Source organism: Acinetobacter geminorum, assembly GCF_013009345.1.
GTDB classification, from domain to species: domain Bacteria; phylum Pseudomonadota; class Gammaproteobacteria; order Pseudomonadales; family Moraxellaceae; genus Acinetobacter; species Acinetobacter geminorum.
Map to the genome: position 1 here is coordinate 117,750 of NZ_JABELE010000011.1, position 16,193 is coordinate 133,942.

Sequence of the window (16,193 nt, forward strand, 5' to 3'; positions counted from 1 at the left end):
CAAGGTATACTAGGTTCAAATATACGAATAATCGTAAAAGGAAAAGCTATGAGCCTTGAACAACAGTTGATTGAACGGTTACAAACACTTGCACCTAGCCATTTGGAAGTGATCAATGAGTCTGCCGGGCACGGTGGTTATTTTCCAGGTAAGGAATCTCATTTTAAAGTGATTATAGTGAGCGACGAATTTAATGGATTGCGTTTGGTTCAACGTCATCAAAAAGTATACGCCTTAGCTTCTGATTTGATGAATCCGGGCCAAATTCATGCTTTAGCGATTCATGCTTATTTGCCAAGTGAGTGGCAAGGTCAAGCACCTGCTAGCCCAGAATGTGCACATGCACCTAAAAGCTAAGGGTTAATTTCATGGATGCACATTTACTCACTAAAATTATTCATATGACTGCGGTGGCTGCCGCACTTATGGTCTTCGTTTTACGCGCTTCAACTCTGTTTATAGGTGTTCAAGGTGAACAACCCAATCCAGCAGGGCGTAAAGTATTAGTTGCCTTACAACATTTGTCATTTACCGTAGTTTTCATTACGGGTGCAATTTTGTTAGTCATGAAAGACTTTCAAGTACAACCGTGGTTTTACGCTAAAATTATTCTATTTTTAGTGTTGTTATCTTCCCTGATGAAAGCCTTTAAAAAAGATGACACTCTTTTATTGGCACAGCGCCGTGCAGGTTTGGTCATTAGTGCGATTGCATTTATTGCTATTATTATCTTAGTGATTGTGAAACCTGTTTTTGCTTAATTGTTCTACATTCTTTGCCTTTTTGATTAAGCTCTAGGTTAAACTGCGTACAGTAAAATAATATGCAGAGGGAAACATGTTAACTCGTGTGGTGTTTAACCAAAAAGGCGGTGTAGGGAAATCAAGTATTACTGTAAATTTGGCTGCAATTAGTGCCAAACATGGCTTAAGAACATTGGTGATCGATCTTGATCCTCAAGCCAATTCTAGTCAGTATCTTTTAGGTGACGAAGCAACCTATTCTGCTGAAAAATCAATTTTAGAGCCAAATATCGAAAATTTCTTTGATGATGTGTTGGGCAACAATCAACAAAAAGGTCTAATCGGTAATGCATTAGGTTCAATTTTAAAAGCTCCAAGAAATAAAGATCTCGACAGTTTTGTTCATTCAACTCCTTTTGCAAAATTAGATGTGCTTCCAGCAAGTCCGACACTGGGCGCGCTTGAACATGCGCTTGAAAGTAAACATAAAATTTATAAATTACGTGATTCGATTCAAAACTTAGTCGGACGATATGACCGTATCTATATAGACACACCACCAGCATTTAACTTTTTTACTCTCTCTGCTCTGATTGCGGCAGATAAAGTACTTATTCCTTTCGACTGTGATGTTTTTTCAAAGCGTGCGTTACAAACATTGATTGAAAATGTTCTCGAAACGCAAGATGATCATAATGATCGCTTGGAAATTGAAGGAATTGTGGTGAATCAATTCCAATCCCAAGCAAAATTACCTCGGGAAGTGGTTCAGCAGTTAAAAGATGAAGGGTTGCCTGTACTCAATAGCATGTTACCGCCTTCAATTTTGATGAAAGAATCGCATCAGAAAAATTTACCTTTGGCCCATTTGGCACCCGAACATAAATTGACTCAAGCGTATGAGACATTGTTTGGTGAGATTGAGCCAAAACGATAAGAGAAAAATGATGAAAGGCTTATATATTGTGCCTTTAGTGGCAGCCACTTTACTTCTTGGCGCTTGTGCTACAACGGTAAAACCGACTTATGTGTCTCCAACACAATATCAATCTTTGAGCTGCCAACAGCTACAAAGTGAATATAACCGTATTCAGCAATATATCGACAATGGCGTGCAAACTCCAAAAAGTACAGGTATGGGTGTTGGTCTTGGACTCGGTGGTGGCTGGGGACGAGGTGGTTGGGGATTCGGTCCATCTATTTCTGTAAATATGGGACAGTCTTCTTCAACGAAAAATACCGAACTTTCACGTGTTTTAGGCCAACAAGAAGCAATTGTTCAGGCTGCCCAGTTTAAGAATTGTCCAATTATTGTTCGTAAAAAGACCAATTAATAGTCAACTTTGCATCACAATATGCTAACTAAGGCATGTTGTGATGAATAAAGTTTAGCAAAATGTTTCATAATAAAATTAATATAAATAAGTGGTTTATCAATTTTTAAGCTTCCAAAATTCTGTATTTTCTGTAATCAAGAAGCCTCATAAACTTGCTATATTTTGCCTGTTTCGTTTAAGGTGGCCCCATCTTGGATATTATGGAAACTTTATGATTGAGAGTTGGTTTTTTGTATTAGCAATGTTGGCTGTTTTGCTCATTCCGGGGCCGACAAATGCTTTACTTGCAACCGCAGCTCATTCTCAAGGTTTATCTAAAGCTTTTTGGCTTATTCCAATGGAATGGTTAGGCTATGCTTATGGCATTAGCTTCTGGGCTGTATTCATTCATTTGGCAGCTCCAGTTTGGCCTGCGCTATTGCTCATTTTGCATATTACAAGTGTGGCATATGTGTTCTGGATGGCATTCCGATTATGGAAAACTACCCATTTACAACAATTTAGTCAAACTCACCGTAACATTCGCCCACGTCAATTATTCTTCTCAACCTTAAAAAATCCGAAATCCTTACTTTTTGCCGCAGGTATTTTCCCTGCCGAAACATGGAATTCGCCTGAAAATTGTCTAATGGTATTTGGTGTTTTTACATTGACTCTTATTCCTGTTGCGAGTTTCTGGATGATTTTTGGACGTGCACTATTAACGGGCCCAGTACAGAAAATAAAAGCCGATCATTTATATAAAGGATCGGCTATGTTACTCATTTTATGCATGCTTCCGGTGGTATTCCGTTTCTTTTAAACCAATCTCAAATCTTGGTTTTTCGGTTTTTTAGTTTTTCACGTATAAAGCCGATGATACCCGGTAAAACACTAATAATAATGATGCCAAAAATAAGATGAGTGAAGTTGTCTTTAACGATTGGCATATTTCCAAATAGATAGCCCAACGCAACAAAAGAAGCGACCCAACAAAATGCGCCAATCACATTATAAGTTAGGAAAAACTTATAGTTCATGCTGCCAGCACCCGCAACAAAAGGGGCAAAAGTACGGGCAAATGGAACAAAGCGAGCAAAAATAATTGTTTTGCCACCATGACGAGCAAAGAATTCTTGAGTTTTAATTAAATGCTGCTTATTAATGAATCGTGAATTCATTTCAAATACACGTGGCCCGATAAAACGACCAATATGGTAGTTCACTGTATCGCCTAAAACGGCAGCAATGAAGAGTAGAGCACCCAATAACCATGGATCCATCGCACCTGTAGATGCTGCTAAAGCACCAGCTGCAAATAGTAAACTATCTCCCGGTAAAAACGGCATAACCACTAAACCGGTTTCGACAAAGATAATTAAAAATAAAATGCCATAAATCCACGTCCCGTAATTTGTAATAAACTCGGCGAGATGCTGATCAACGTGTAGAATAAAATCAAGAAGTTCCATGAGATGATTAAGTGGTAAACCGTGCTCAAATCCTAGCAGTGAGCCTATAGAAAGTCAGTATAAAACATCAAAAATATACAAATTGATCATCCTGTTTGTGCAACGATATATATGGATTTTGAGTATTTAATTATCAATGTCCCAAACCTAGAATGAGCTCATCAATAAATAAGCATTTAAATAAAGGTGGCAAAATGTTTAATCCAAATGTAGTGGTCAAAAATATCGTAACGCAATCAGGCGCGGACAGTTTTATTAGCCTTATTGCTCGTCTTCTTATGGCTTATATCTTCCTTGTTGCTGGTTGGGGGAAAATTACCGGTTATGCAGCAACTGCAGGATATATGGAAGCAATGGGTGTACCAGGTGGAATTCTTCCATTAGTTATCTTGGTTGAGTTTGGTGGTGGTTTAGCCTTGTTATTTGGTTTCCAAGCACGCTTTGCAGCTTTTGGTCTTGGTATCTTTAGTATTTTAACTGCATTCTTGTTCCACCAAGGTGGGGCTGACGCAGCAGCACAATACAATAATGGCATCCATTTTATGAAAAACTTAGCAATGGCAGGTGGTTTATTCTTCCTAATGCTTCATGGTGCTGGCCGTATTAGTCTGGATCATGCAATCGAAAAATAAGATATAAGACAAAAGAAAACCGGATGAGCAATTCATCCGGTTTTTTATTTCTTTATTTAAAAATTAAAGCATAAATTGGATTTGCAATTCCCCAACCACGAAACCAAGAACTGCGCCGACTGCAATCAAGGCCCACTCATCTTCTTTAAATGCAGGACGTAACATCCCTTCAAATTCAGAAGGTGTTAATTTTTGCATACGTTCAATGAGTGTGCTACGAATATTCATTGCATCTTCTGCATAAGACTCTACATATTTCATCGTCTCTGGAAGCTGTTGCATAATACGTTCAGCAACTTGTGATTTCATATTCTGATATTTTTCTCCGCCAATTGCATATACAACTAACGGACGAATAACCCCAGCTTGCATATCAATTTCTTGTTTGACATGGCGGTTAACCAGATCAATAACACGTGCTGAATGTGTACCCGAAAATAACTCTTCCATCATGTGACGTGAAGTTAAAAGCTGTTTAGAAATTAAAGCTGCATAGTCAGCTGCAACTTCATTTTGACGTTTAATAAACAGGCCTTGCCATGTGTAACCCAATATCTTTTTAGGATAAAGTGGTCTAAACATCATTTGCAGTGCAATCCAGTCACTGAAGAAACCCACAAAACCACCAAACAAAGGTAGCATCCAAGGATATTTTCCTTGAGTGACAATCCAGCACAGCATCTGAATCACACCGATACCGAAGCCAAATACGAAACCCACATTACTGAAAAATTTAAATTCTTGTTTCCCTACACGTTTAAAAATATTGTTGAGTAAACGTTTATCTTTAAGCAAGTTGCTGATAACCAGATGTTTAATATCAAAGTATCGATTCACATCACGCTGTACTTCGCTCATGATGTGTTCAACGATTTCGGGTGCTTTGGATTGCACACGACGGATGAGTCTTTGGCGAGCAAATTCTGGCATGCCTTCCCATAAACCGGGCTGATACTCTTGAGCAACGTCACGGGTAATATCTTCAGCCGCTGCAAGTAGAGGTTTTTCTATTTCTTTGGCAATACGTTTAGGATCTAGGCGTGCAAAAATTTCTTCAGGTTTAATCAGCTTTGCTGTCATGAGTTCAACAGCAATGGTTGCCATTTTCTCGGCCTTGCGAGGCACAATGCCTTGCCAACCCAAAAATGGTTTAATACCTTTAAATTCAAGTGGTGAAAACATCATCTGGATGGCAACCACCTTGGTGATATAGCCAATTAAACCACTCATAAAAGGAATAGAGACATACAACCAAAAATGTTGCTGGAAATCTGCAATCATAGTTTGAAGCATTGTTGTTCCTTAGATTTCTATTGATTTTGATAGGGGGCAACAAGCCATAAAAATGGATAATTGTTTAAGCACAGACAAATATCGCTTATGGTATTTACCTTTCCATGGTAATGCCTGTTTTATCGGCTCATCTTAACATCAAATCCAAGACGATGTTGCATAGAATGTGATGAATTTATCAATACACATGGAGTTTTTAAGCGTAACCCATACAGTTGATAAATATAAGTAAATTTTGATTTATATCAAACAATTCAATTATAGAAATGATTCTGATATGAAAAAAATAAGATATATGATGATTTGCGGTGCGTCGAAGCGCGAAAAATGTTAAAATGGCGCGCTTAATTCTTTTGCCATTAGTGGTTTGTCATGACTACCAATACTCAAATTACTGAAGATCGTATCCTGATTTTGGATTTCGGCTCTCAATATAGTCAGCTCATTGCACGTCGTGTGCGTGAAGCTGGTGTTTACTCTGAAATGTATGCTTTTGATATGTCTGAAGAAGACATTCGTGCTTTTAAGCCAAATGGCATTATTTTGTCAGGTGGACCTGAGAGTGTGCATGAAGAAGGCAGCCCTCGTGCACCACAAGTGGTGTTTGAGTTAGGCGTTCCAGTATTGGGTATTTGCTATGGCTTGCAAACCATGTCTGAACAGTTAGGCGGTAAAGTTGAGCCTGGTACTGTGCATGAGTTTGGTTATGCCGAAGTTGATATCGTTAAACGCGACCAACTGATTGGTAACTTACAAGACCGTGAAAACCAACTTCATGTTTGGATGAGTCATGGCGATAAAGTTAGCCAAATTCCAGAAGGCTTTACGATTACTGCAAGCACACCAAGTTGTCCAATTGCTGCTGTAAGTGATGAGGCACGTCGTTTCTATGGCGTGCAATTCCACCCAGAAGTAACGCACACGGCAAAAGGTGAAGAGTTACTTGCGAACTTCGTTCATAAAATTTGTGGATGTGGTGGTCTTTGGACACCTGAACACATTATTGATTTACGTGTAGAACAATTACGTGAACAAATCGGTAATGAAAAAGTTCTTTTAGGCCTTTCTGGTGGTGTTGACTCATCTGTCGTTGCTGCTCTTTTACATAAAGCAATTGGCGACCAGTTAACATGTGTATTTGTTGATAATGGTTTACTTCGCTTAAACGAAGGCGATCAAGTGATGCAAATGTTTGCTGAAAACATGGGTATCCGTGTTATTCGTGCAGATGCTGAACAACGTTTCTTAACTGCATTGGCTGGTGAAGTTGATCCAGAGAAAAAACGTAAAATCATTGGCCGTGAGTTTATTGAAGTATTTGCTGAAGAAGCACGTAAACTTGATGGTGTGAAATTCTTGGCACAAGGTACGATTTACCCAGACGTAATCGAATCTGCTGCAAGCAAACAAGGTAAAGCACATGTAATTAAATCACACCATAACGTGGGTGGTTTACCAGAAGATTTAGCATTTGAATTGGTAGAACCTTTACGCGACTTGTTCAAAGACGAAGTTCGTAAATTAGGTACTACACTTGGCTTGCCACATAGCATGATTTACCGTCATCCATTCCCAGGCCCTGGTTTAGGTGTTCGTATTTTGGGTGAAGTGAAAAAAGAATATGCAGATATTCTTCGTCTTGCTGATGACATCTTCATGCAAGAGCTTCGTGACAGTGGTTGGTATGATAAAACTGCTCAAGCTTTTGCCGTATTCCAACCTGTTAAGTCAGTTGGTGTAGTAGGTGATGGTCGTCGTTATGCATGGGTAATTGCGCTTCGTGCAGTTGAAACGGTTGACTTTATGACAGCTCGTTTTGCACATTTACCATACGAATTGGTTGATAAAATCTCAACGCGTATTATGAATGAAATTAAAGATGTATCACGTGTTGTATACGACGTGTCATCTAAACCACCAGCAACGATTGAGTGGGAATAATCAAATGAAAAGGCAGGATTAAATCCTGCCTTTTTTTATGTTTATTGATAAAAATATTATTTATGTTTATCGATATACTGGTGACTAGTAATAAAAAAAATACTTTGATTTGAACCAAAACGTTCTACTGATTTGCCAAAAATCATTCCAACACGTTCTAGCAATTTGATAGATGCTTTGTTCTGTGTTTGAGTCTCGGCTATTACTTTCTTAAGATTTAATTCATTAAATGAATAATTTAAAACAAATTCAAGTGCTTGAGTTGCATATCCATATCCCATATATTCCGGCAGCAATTCATATGATACTTCGATATCTGAGCCGTCATGATGGGTATCCAGAGATATAATTCCTAAAAAATTATGATTAGTAGAAGATCGAATTGCCCAAATAGGTAATTTACTTGGAGTATTAATATCAGCATGTGCTCGTGTTTGAGCTAAAGATACTTCCAATGGGCCGCCTAAATACTTTCTAGTCGTATCATTTGTATAAAGTCTAACTAAATTAGAGGCATCTGCTAATGTTAAATCGCTTAAATAACACAAGTGCATATTATTTATGATTAAAGAGAAAAATTAACATATTACATTTTATAAGAAATTCATCCTAAATATTATTTTCTTTCGTCAGCTTAAACTTTTTCTCAGAAAACTAGCTAGTAAGATGCTTGAGCACTCTTTTTTATTACTTAGCTTTTAAAGCTCAAAATTAATTTTGATAACTATCAAAGCAATAGATCAACTCTTATTACTTTTACTTGATAAAAGATATATTAAGATATATCTTAATAGTTATAAATTGATCATTTTGGGTCTTAAAAGATGAAACAACAATCAGAACAGCATCATGCTGAACATCATCGTTCGGGACGCCGTGGAAGACTTTTTGAAGCTGGACGCATGAAACTTTTAGTGCTTCATCTCATTCAGCAAAGCCCAAAACATGGTTATGAAATTATTAAAGAAATAAGTGATTTGGTGGGCGATGGCTATACGCCAAGTGCAGGAACAATTTATCCAACGTTAACTAGCCTTGAAGAAATGAATTTAATTAATTTGCTAGATGTTGAGCGTAAGCAATATCAAATCACGGAATTTGGGAAAGCTTACTTAACTGAACAACAAGACAAATTGAACGAACTATTAGAAAAACTACGCTTAAGACGAGAAATCCACAGTAATGATGAATTAATTGAAATTCATCGTGCAATGGAAAACCTAAAAACAGCCTTACGTTTGAAGTTGAACTCTGCTGGTTTCCAACAAGAGCAGATTTTTCAAATTGCCGAAAAAATTGACCAAGTTGCGGTTGCGATTGGGCGCCTATAAGTCGACCTTAAGCAAATTGAAATTATTCAAAGTTATTAATTTTTAAGAGAGAATTTTTATATGAAACAACATCAATATCATGTCACGGTTCAACACTTAAAAAATGCGAAAGGAGAGGCCTCTACCTATACTGAACGTCTTGAATTCTATACGGGAAATCATGACGATATTTTTGAAATTGTCGAGCGCTTAAAAAAAGCAGATTTTTTTGATGATGAAACAACAAAATCTTTTGGTGTTGGCTTGAAGTTATTTAGTGAAGTCATGTTAGAAAATCGAGACCATCCACTATTTCAAGAGTTTCTCCCACAATTCGGACAATTCATGAAAAACCTAAAACAGCTCGTTAAAACTCAATCAACTTAAGCTGCTCAGTGCAGCTTTTATTTTTCTATAATTAAAAAATGGATTGTCTCATTCATAGCACCCTGTGTATTACTAAAAGACTATATTGAATAATGAATGTATTGTTAAGATCAATATAACAACTCATTGCAAAAGCATAGGTAAAAGAGAGTAATATCATGAGCAATAATAATGATTACGATATTTCTGATTCAAAGGATTGCGAGAAATTTGCCAATCAGTTTATTCAGGAGTTTCCAATTCGCTCTGCTGAAATTGGACAGGGGACAGTCATTAAGCGGGCTTTACCTAGCCGACAAAAACGAATGATTGGTGCGTGGTGTTTCTTAGATCATGCCGGCCCAGTGACCTTCCCTGTGGGTGATGGTTTAGATGTTGGTCCTCATCCTCACATTGGTTTGCAAACCTTCACGTGGATGATTGAAGGCACCATGATGCATACCGATAGCTTAGGCTCAAAACAATTAATTCGTCCTAAGCAAGTTAATTTGATGACAGCGGGACACGGAATTTCGCATACAGAAGTTGCACCTGATACAGAAACTCAAATGCATGCTGCTCAGCTCTGGATTGCTTTACCAGATGATAAGCGCAACATGGATCCGAAATTTGAACATTATCCTGAACTGCCTGTGGTTGAGAAAGACGGTCTAGAATTTACCGTGCTTGTGGGTGAATACTTGGCAACTACTTCCCCAGTCTTGGTACATACGCCATTAGTGGGTGTTGACTTAATTGCTACTGAAGATACTAAAACCCGCATTCCATTAAATCCTGAGTTTGAATATGGTTTTATGGCATTAGATGGTGTTGCCCATGTGAATGGCCATGAGTTAACGGCTGACAACATGGTGGTATTAGATACGGGTCTTAGTGAGATCGAAATTGAAGTAAAGAAAGGGAACCGTGTGCTGTTAGTTGGTGGTGAACCGTTTGAAACTCCAATTTTACTATGGTGGAATTTTGTTGCACGTACAATGGATGATTTAAAAGAAGCCCGTGAGCAATGGATTAACCATGATGCACGTTTTGGTGAGATTCCAGATTATGTTGGTGCACGTTTAGAAGCCCCTGTTCTTCCAGATCAAATGAGAGCATCAAAATGACAGCAGTAATCGCAAGCAGTAAAGCAAAGCCCCTTACTGAACAATGGAAGGGCGAAATCACCAGTGGTCGCCATCAATATTTTTGTGATGAGCCAGAGAAGTTGGAGGGGCAAGATCAAGGCCCAGCACCATATGATTTGCTTACTGGGAGTTTAGCAGCGTGTACGCTCATTACTTTAAGAATGTATGCAAAGCATAAGGGTTATGATTTTGGTGAGTTTTCGGTTGAAATTGATTTTCATACCAATAGAGAGCATGAAGAACATATAGAACGTCGTATTGTTTTTAAAGACTTGCCAAACGAAGAGCTTCAACAAAAAATCTTAGCGGTATGCGGTAAAACCCCAGTCACTAAAACTTTGTTACGTAGTTTAGACATTCATACTGTGCTTGTTACAGCGTAAAAATGCTATTTTGTTGAGGTGGATGATTTTATATCCATCCCACAAATGGAATAAAGCAGCATGTTCACATGCTGTTTTTTATGTAAAAAAGAAAAATAAAAGCAGGCAATAACATGATTAGTGTACACCACCTGGAATGTTCGCGTTCATTTCGAATTTTATGGGCTTTAGAAGAGTTAGGCTTAGATTATGATATTCATTATTATCAGCGCCTACCTAACTATTCCGCTCCAGAAACATTGAAATGTATTCATCCTTTGGGTAAGGCTCCAATTCTGACAGATGATGAGCAAGTCATCGCAGAATCTGCTGTGATCTTGGAATATCTACAGCAACGTTATGATCAGAATCAACAATTTAAACCTACACAGCCCCAAGACTTACAGCAGTATATTTATTGGATGCACTATGCAGAAGGCTCACTCATGCCACTCTTAGTCATGACTTTGGTCATGAATAATGTAAATAAGCATGTGCCATGGTTAATTCAGCCAGTAGCAAAAAAAATCACAGAAGGGGTGAAAGCAAATTTTGTTCGCCCGCGTATGAAAGATCATATTAGTTTTTTAGAAAACTATTTGGCAGAGCATGAATATTTTGCAGGTGACTTTTCCTTTGCTGATATTCAAATGAGTTTTCCTTTAGAGGCTTTGCAAACGCGTTTGCAAGGTAAGTATCCTCATATTCAGGCTTTTTTACATCGTATTCGGCGAAGGGTAGCGTTTCAAAAAGCGAAAAAAAAGGGAATTGGTTCTAATGAAAGGAATTGTGCTGATATTTAAAAGAAAAGGAACAAATATTTGTTCCTTCTTTTATTTTCACTTTACTTGCGTTTGATCACAATAGAATCAATGCCGCTGTGTTGTAAGGTTTGCTGCGCAGCTAAAGCAGCGTCTTGAGTGTCATATGGTCCGGAAATAACGCGATACCATGTTTGTCCGTTTTCAGTACTTTTGACTACATCAGCAGATAAACCATTTAAAATGATTTCTGCACGGCGGGCATCAGCCTGATCAGGATCATTATAACTACGAACTTGTAAAATATAGGTGGGTTGCTGAGGAGTTGTAGCTGACTGATTCGGGTCAATTCCTGCACTTTCTGAAGCAGCTGGTTGAGTTACACTTGGTGCCTCAACAATCATGGCCGTGCCTTGATTTTTGCTTTCAGGAATCGCTTGTTCCGGAATAGGCGTTACTTGCTGTTGGGGTAATAGATCGTAGAAACGATAGTCTTTATTGGTATCTTCTTCTTGATAGTGTTCAGAAGTAATCTGATTTTTTGAAGGAACAGGTTGCCAAGGTTTCCAAAGCATAAGCATTACAGCGATACATAAGACCGCCAAAATAGCGACAAGTGTCCCTAACCATTTGGGAATTAGGGGCTTTTTAGGCTTGTTAGGTCTTTCAGATACACCGCGTTGCGTTTTGCCAAACACGTGGATTATTCCTCTGTATTTTGATTGTTTTAATTCGAGTTTGATTCTCGTATTACGATGCTAAAAACAGTGGTCTGTATTCGCTATCTTAATTATACAAACCACCGCTTACTATATATTGCATGACCTTTGTTTTGCTGTCATGCAATATATTTATTACATAGATTCTGGTGCAGATACACCAAGTAATTCTAAACCATTACGAAGCACTTGTTGTACATTGATTGAAAGCAATAAACGGGCTTGTGTAAGCTCTGCATCATCGCTTAATACTTTATGTTCATTGTACCAACCGTGGAACAGGGCAGCTAACTCTTTTAAGTAGTTACCAACCTGATGAGGTTCATATGCATTTGCAGCACGTAATACCGCGTCTGGGTATGCTGCCAGTTTAGCAAGAATCTCAGTTTCTGCATCAAGAGACAAGCGAGCTGCATGTGGACGAGCAGCGTTTACATCGAATTGTAAATCTGTGCTTGCTGCTTTTTCTAACATACGACAAATACGTGCGTGTGCATATTGAATATAGTACACAGCATTGTCTTTACTTTGTGAAACAGCAAGGTCAAGGTCAAAGTCGATATGTTGTTCGCTCTTACGCATTACGTAGTAGAAACGAGCTGCGTCATTGCCCACTTCTTTACGCAAGTCACGTAAAGTTACGAACTGACCAGAACGAGAAGACATTTGAACCATCTCGCCGCCACGCCATAAACTTACAAACTGAACTAAAAGAACAGTCAATTTTTTAGAGTCATAACCCATTGCATCAATCGCCGCTTTTACGCGAGAAATATAGCCATGGTGGTCAGAACCCCAAATGTCGATTAGGTCAGTATAACCACGTTGTAGTTTATTTAAGTGATATGCAATGTCAGATGCAAAGTAAGTCGTTTGGCCATTACGACGCTTAACAACACGGTCTTTTTCATCACCAAATTCAGTTGACTTGAACCAGATGTTGCCATCTTTTTCATAAAGGAAGCCACGTTGATCTAACGTTTCTAAAGCTTCATCAATTTTTGCACTAAGTGATGCTTCACTGAACCATTGATTGAACGTTACACCAAAATCAGCAAGGTCATCTTTAATATCATCTAAAATGGCGTGAAGGGCAGCTTGATGAAATACGCGGTAGCCTTCACCCAATAATTGTTGTGAGTTGGCAATAAGGCCATCAATATGCTTTTCTTTATCACCAGATAACACAACTTTGTTGCCTTCGCTATCTAGCTCTTCAGCATATTGCACATCTTCTGGTACATCTTTATAAACATTCGCAACTTCACGAACGTAAGCATCACCATCTTTATCAATGATGCCTTGTGCGATTTCTTTAACGTAATCGCCTTGATAAGCATTTTTAGGGAATACAAGGTTTTGTCCAAGTAGTTCCAAATAACGTAAATAAGTAGAAGTCGCCAAAATATCCATTTGACGGCCAGCATCATTCACGTAGTACTCACGGTCAACTTTAGCACCCGTTGCTTCAAGTAAATTAGCAACAGTCATACCGTATGCCGCACCACGACCATGACCTACGTGTAGGCTAGACGTTGGGTTTGCAGAAACAAATTCGACTTGAATCTTTTTCGCTGCATTTGCTTGGCTACGACCAAAAATTTCTTTTTGTGCTTGAATTTGATCAAGAATAGCAAAACGCTGGTCTGCATTTAAAAAGAAGTTAATAAATCCGGGTCCTGCGATTTCAGCTTTACTGATATCTGCCACTTCCGGTAATGCAGCTAGAACTTTCTCAGCTAAATCGCGTGGTTTCATACCAGCAGCTTTCGAGCCGATCATGGCAATATTAGAAGCAAAGTCGCCATGGCTTCGGTCTTTGGTGCGTGTTAAGTTGCTTGTGTTTTTCCAGTCGGAAGGAAGCACCCCTTCTTGTTGAAGAGTTTGCACTGCATGGTCGAGAGCTGCTTGTATTGCCGTATTCATATCAATCGAAAATAGATGTCGCAGAAAAACGTCAAATATAGCAAATTTCCGATGACTTAGGGGAGGGGATTTAATATTCCAATAATTCTTTATGCAAATTACTGATGATTATTTTTTAAATGAATGTTGGTTGATGAATCGCCTTATTATTCTGAAAATCAAGAATTACAAGCCTTCTGGGCAGTTTTTGTGAGTAAATTATGTGTTTAATTTAATGCTATTTTCTGAGGAAATACCTGTTGCCGCTAAATCATATAATTATTGCTTTTAAAATTGAGAAAATAAAAGAAATTTTTAAAATTATAAAAACATTAATACTCTGATTTTTATAATTTATTTTTAAACATGTTTTAACTAAATAGTGTTCAATTTTAACATCACGGTTTAAAATATCTATTTTGATCGAATTAGGCTTAAGCTTATACGCACAAAGAGTTTTAGAGACCATACAAAACGTGTTTTTCTCTACTCTAAGCTGGAAAATGAGATAGGCAATGATATCAGGACACCCAAGTAAACATCCCCTTTATATCCCATATGCAGGTTTTACACTTTTAGAGTTACCACTTTTAAATAAAGGTTCGGCTTTCACTGAAGAAGAAAGAAGTAACTTTAACTTACACGGTTTACTCCCCCATATTATTGAAACTATTGAAGAGCAGAGCCAGCGCTCTTATCAGCAATATTGCGCTTTTACTGATGATATCAATCGCCATATCTATTTGCGTAATATCCAAGATACCAATGAAACCTTGTTCTATCATTTAATCGAAAATCATCTTGAAGAAATGATGCCGATTATTTATACCCCAACAGTGGGTGAAGCATGTCAACGTTTCTCCGATATCTATCGTCGTCATCGTGGTGTTTTTATTTCATATCCAGATCGTGATGTGATTGATGATATTTTGCAAAACGTAAATAAAAATAATGTAAAAGTGATCGTGATTACTGATGGTGAACGTATCTTAGGTCTTGGCGACCAAGGCATTGGTGGTATGGGTATTCCTATTGGGAAACTTTCACTTTACACCGCTTGTGGTGGAATTAGCCCAGCCTATACATTACCCATCACAATTGATGTGGGGACGAATAATCCACAATTACTAAATGATCCGATCTATATGGGGTGGCGTCAGCCACGTATTAGTGGCGATGAATATTATGCATTTGTCGATATGGTGATTGAAGCTGTAAAGCGTCGTTGGCCAAAAGCATTAATTCAGTTTGAAGATTTCGCACAAAAAAATGCGATGCCACTTCTAGAAAAATATCGCGATAAAATTTGTTGTTTTAACGATGATATTCAAGGAACAGCAGCGGTATCTGTAGGTAGTTTGATTGCTGCAAGTCGTGCAGCAGGCAAGCAATTAAAAGATCAAACAATTGCCTTCTTAGGTGCGGGCTCTGCGGGATGTGGTATTGCAGAGCAAATCATTGCACAAATGGTTGCTGAAGGTCTGACTGATTCTGAAGCCCGTGCACGCGTTTATATGGTGGATCGTTTTGGTTTGATTACCGAAAATCAGCCAAACTTATTGGACTTCCAACGCAAATTGGCGCAAAAAGCTGAAGTGGTTGATCAATGGGGCAATATTGAAGAAGTGATTTCACTCCTTGATGTTGTTAAAAATGCTAAGCCTACAGTGTTAATTGGTGTTTCTGGTCAACCAGGTCTCTTCACAGAAGAGATTATTAAGACCATGGCAGCGAATTGTGAACGCCCAATTGTCATGCCATTGTCTAACCCAACTTCACGTGTTGAAGCAGTACCTGCTGATATTGTGGAGTGGACTGAAGGTAGAGCATTAATTGCAACAGGTAGCCCGTTTGCTCCTGTGAATCATCACGGCAAGCTTTATAATATTTCTCAGTGTAATAACTCGTACATTTTCCCGGGCATTGGCTTAGGGGTGGTGGCATCGGGTGCTAAACGCGTTACTGAAAATATGTTAATGGCTTCAAGTAGTGCTTTAGCGAATTGCTCGCCATTACTGAAAGATCCGCAAGCTGATTTATTGCCACCTTTAGGTGAAATTCAGCAAGTCTCTAAAGTGATTGCATTTGAAGTTGCCAAAGCTGCAATGGTCGATGGCGTGGCAGTAACGATTAGTGATGATTTGCTACAGCAAAAAATTGATCAATCATTCTGGAAACCTGAATACCGCAAATATAAGCGTATTCCTTTCTAAGGTTGAGAACGT

18 protein-coding genes are annotated in these 16,193 nt (G+C 38.4%); 13 read left to right on the plus strand and 5 right to left on the minus strand.

What is annotated here, in order from left to right; all coding sequences use genetic code 11:
- The first annotated feature begins 48 nt into the window (after nt 1-48).
- The 5 genes from HJG58_RS12055 (at nt 49) to HJG58_RS12075 (ending at nt 2,882) form a co-directional block, all read left to right on the plus strand.
- Nucleotides 49-357, plus strand: coding sequence for a BolA family protein (locus HJG58_RS12055; protein WP_002114074.1), 309 nt, complete (start codon nt 49-51; stop codon nt 355-357).
- An 11-nt stretch (nt 358-368) separates the two neighbouring features.
- A complete protein-coding gene (locus HJG58_RS12060) occupies nt 369-761 on the plus strand; it encodes a SirB2 family protein (RefSeq protein ID WP_005071964.1) in 393 nt (130 codons plus the stop codon).
- Between the two features lie 76 nt (nt 762-837).
- Nucleotides 838-1,680, plus strand: a complete 843-nt coding sequence (locus tag HJG58_RS12065; RefSeq protein WP_005071966.1) for a ParA family protein — start codon at nt 838-840, stop codon at nt 1,678-1,680.
- A gap of 10 nt (nt 1,681-1,690) precedes the next feature.
- On the plus strand, nt 1,691-2,077 hold the full coding sequence (locus tag HJG58_RS12070) for a hypothetical protein (protein ID WP_170249051.1): 387 nt from the start codon (nt 1,691-1,693) through the stop codon (nt 2,075-2,077).
- Between the two features lie 214 nt (nt 2,078-2,291).
- Nucleotides 2,292-2,882, plus strand: a complete 591-nt coding sequence (locus HJG58_RS12075) for a LysE family translocator (RefSeq protein WP_170249053.1) — start codon at nt 2,292-2,294, stop codon at nt 2,880-2,882.
- Between the two features lie 7 nt (nt 2,883-2,889).
- Here HJG58_RS12075 and HJG58_RS12080 read toward each other — a convergent pair whose 3' ends face one another.
- Nucleotides 2,890-3,531 (minus strand): DedA family protein, encoded by a 642-nt coding sequence (locus HJG58_RS12080; RefSeq protein WP_069036563.1) that lies wholly within the window; start codon nt 3,529-3,531, stop codon nt 2,890-2,892.
- A gap of 194 nt (nt 3,532-3,725) precedes the next feature.
- Between HJG58_RS12080 and HJG58_RS12085 the strand changes: the two genes are divergently transcribed.
- Entirely contained in the window at nt 3,726-4,163 is a 438-nt protein-coding gene (locus tag HJG58_RS12085) for a DoxX family protein (RefSeq protein WP_002114126.1), read from the plus strand.
- A 63-nt stretch (nt 4,164-4,226) separates the two neighbouring features.
- Here HJG58_RS12085 and HJG58_RS12090 read toward each other — a convergent pair whose 3' ends face one another.
- Nucleotides 4,227-5,444 carry a DUF445 domain-containing protein gene (locus tag HJG58_RS12090; RefSeq protein WP_014208114.1) on the minus strand — a complete coding sequence of 406 codons (1,218 nt, stop codon included), beginning with the start codon at nt 5,442-5,444 and terminating at the stop codon, nt 4,227-4,229.
- A gap of 384 nt (nt 5,445-5,828) precedes the next feature.
- Here HJG58_RS12090 and guaA point away from each other — a divergent pair, with 384 nt between their 5' ends.
- The gene (gene guaA / locus HJG58_RS12095) at nt 5,829-7,397 is read left to right on the plus strand and encodes a glutamine-hydrolyzing GMP synthase (RefSeq protein WP_170249054.1); all 1,569 of its coding nucleotides are present in this window, start codon (nt 5,829-5,831) and stop codon (nt 7,395-7,397) included.
- Between the two features lie 56 nt (nt 7,398-7,453).
- Here guaA and HJG58_RS12100 read toward each other — a convergent pair whose 3' ends face one another.
- Nucleotides 7,454-7,951 carry a GNAT family N-acetyltransferase gene (locus tag HJG58_RS12100; protein WP_069036562.1) on the minus strand — a complete coding sequence of 166 codons (498 nt, stop codon included), beginning with the start codon at nt 7,949-7,951 and terminating at the stop codon, nt 7,454-7,456.
- Between the two features lie 270 nt (nt 7,952-8,221).
- On the opposite strand from HJG58_RS12100, the gene HJG58_RS12105 reads away from it, so the two are divergent.
- The 5 genes from HJG58_RS12105 (at nt 8,222) to HJG58_RS12125 (ending at nt 11,386) form a co-directional block, all read left to right on the plus strand.
- On the plus strand, nt 8,222-8,728 hold the full coding sequence (locus tag HJG58_RS12105) for a PadR family transcriptional regulator (RefSeq protein ID WP_170249057.1): 507 nt from the start codon (nt 8,222-8,224) through the stop codon (nt 8,726-8,728).
- Nucleotides 8,729-8,788: 60 nt separating this feature from the next.
- Nucleotides 8,789-9,094, plus strand: coding sequence for a DUF3861 domain-containing protein (locus HJG58_RS12110; RefSeq protein ID WP_086266226.1), 306 nt, complete (start codon nt 8,789-8,791; stop codon nt 9,092-9,094).
- A 158-nt stretch (nt 9,095-9,252) separates the two neighbouring features.
- Entirely contained in the window at nt 9,253-10,200 is a 948-nt protein-coding gene (locus HJG58_RS12115) for a pirin family protein (protein WP_170249059.1), read from the plus strand.
- Nucleotides 10,197-10,604 (plus strand): OsmC family protein, encoded by a 408-nt coding sequence (locus HJG58_RS12120; protein WP_046813010.1) that lies wholly within the window; start codon nt 10,197-10,199, stop codon nt 10,602-10,604. The genes HJG58_RS12115 and HJG58_RS12120 overlap by 4 nt, the downstream gene beginning before the upstream one ends.
- Nucleotides 10,605-10,717: 113 nt before the next feature.
- Nucleotides 10,718-11,386, plus strand: a complete 669-nt coding sequence (locus HJG58_RS12125; RefSeq protein WP_170249061.1) for a glutathione S-transferase — start codon at nt 10,718-10,720, stop codon at nt 11,384-11,386.
- 41 nt (nt 11,387-11,427) lie between these two features.
- On the opposite strand, the gene HJG58_RS12130 is transcribed toward HJG58_RS12125, so the two are convergent.
- Together HJG58_RS12130 and argS are read right to left on the minus strand one after the other, a co-directional pair.
- Complete coding sequence (locus HJG58_RS12130) at nt 11,428-12,042, minus strand: SPOR domain-containing protein (RefSeq protein WP_170249063.1); 615 nt, start codon at nt 12,040-12,042, stop codon at nt 11,428-11,430.
- A 156-nt stretch (nt 12,043-12,198) separates the two neighbouring features.
- Nucleotides 12,199-13,989 carry an arginine--tRNA ligase gene (gene argS, locus HJG58_RS12135; RefSeq protein ID WP_086266224.1) on the minus strand — a complete coding sequence of 597 codons (1,791 nt, stop codon included), beginning with the start codon at nt 13,987-13,989 and terminating at the stop codon, nt 12,199-12,201.
- A gap of 494 nt (nt 13,990-14,483) precedes the next feature.
- Here argS and HJG58_RS12140 point away from each other — a divergent pair, with 494 nt between their 5' ends.
- On the plus strand, nt 14,484-16,181 hold the full coding sequence (locus HJG58_RS12140) for an NAD-dependent malic enzyme (protein ID WP_170249065.1): 1,698 nt from the start codon (nt 14,484-14,486) through the stop codon (nt 16,179-16,181).
- Nucleotides 16,182-16,193: the final 12 nt, after the last annotated feature.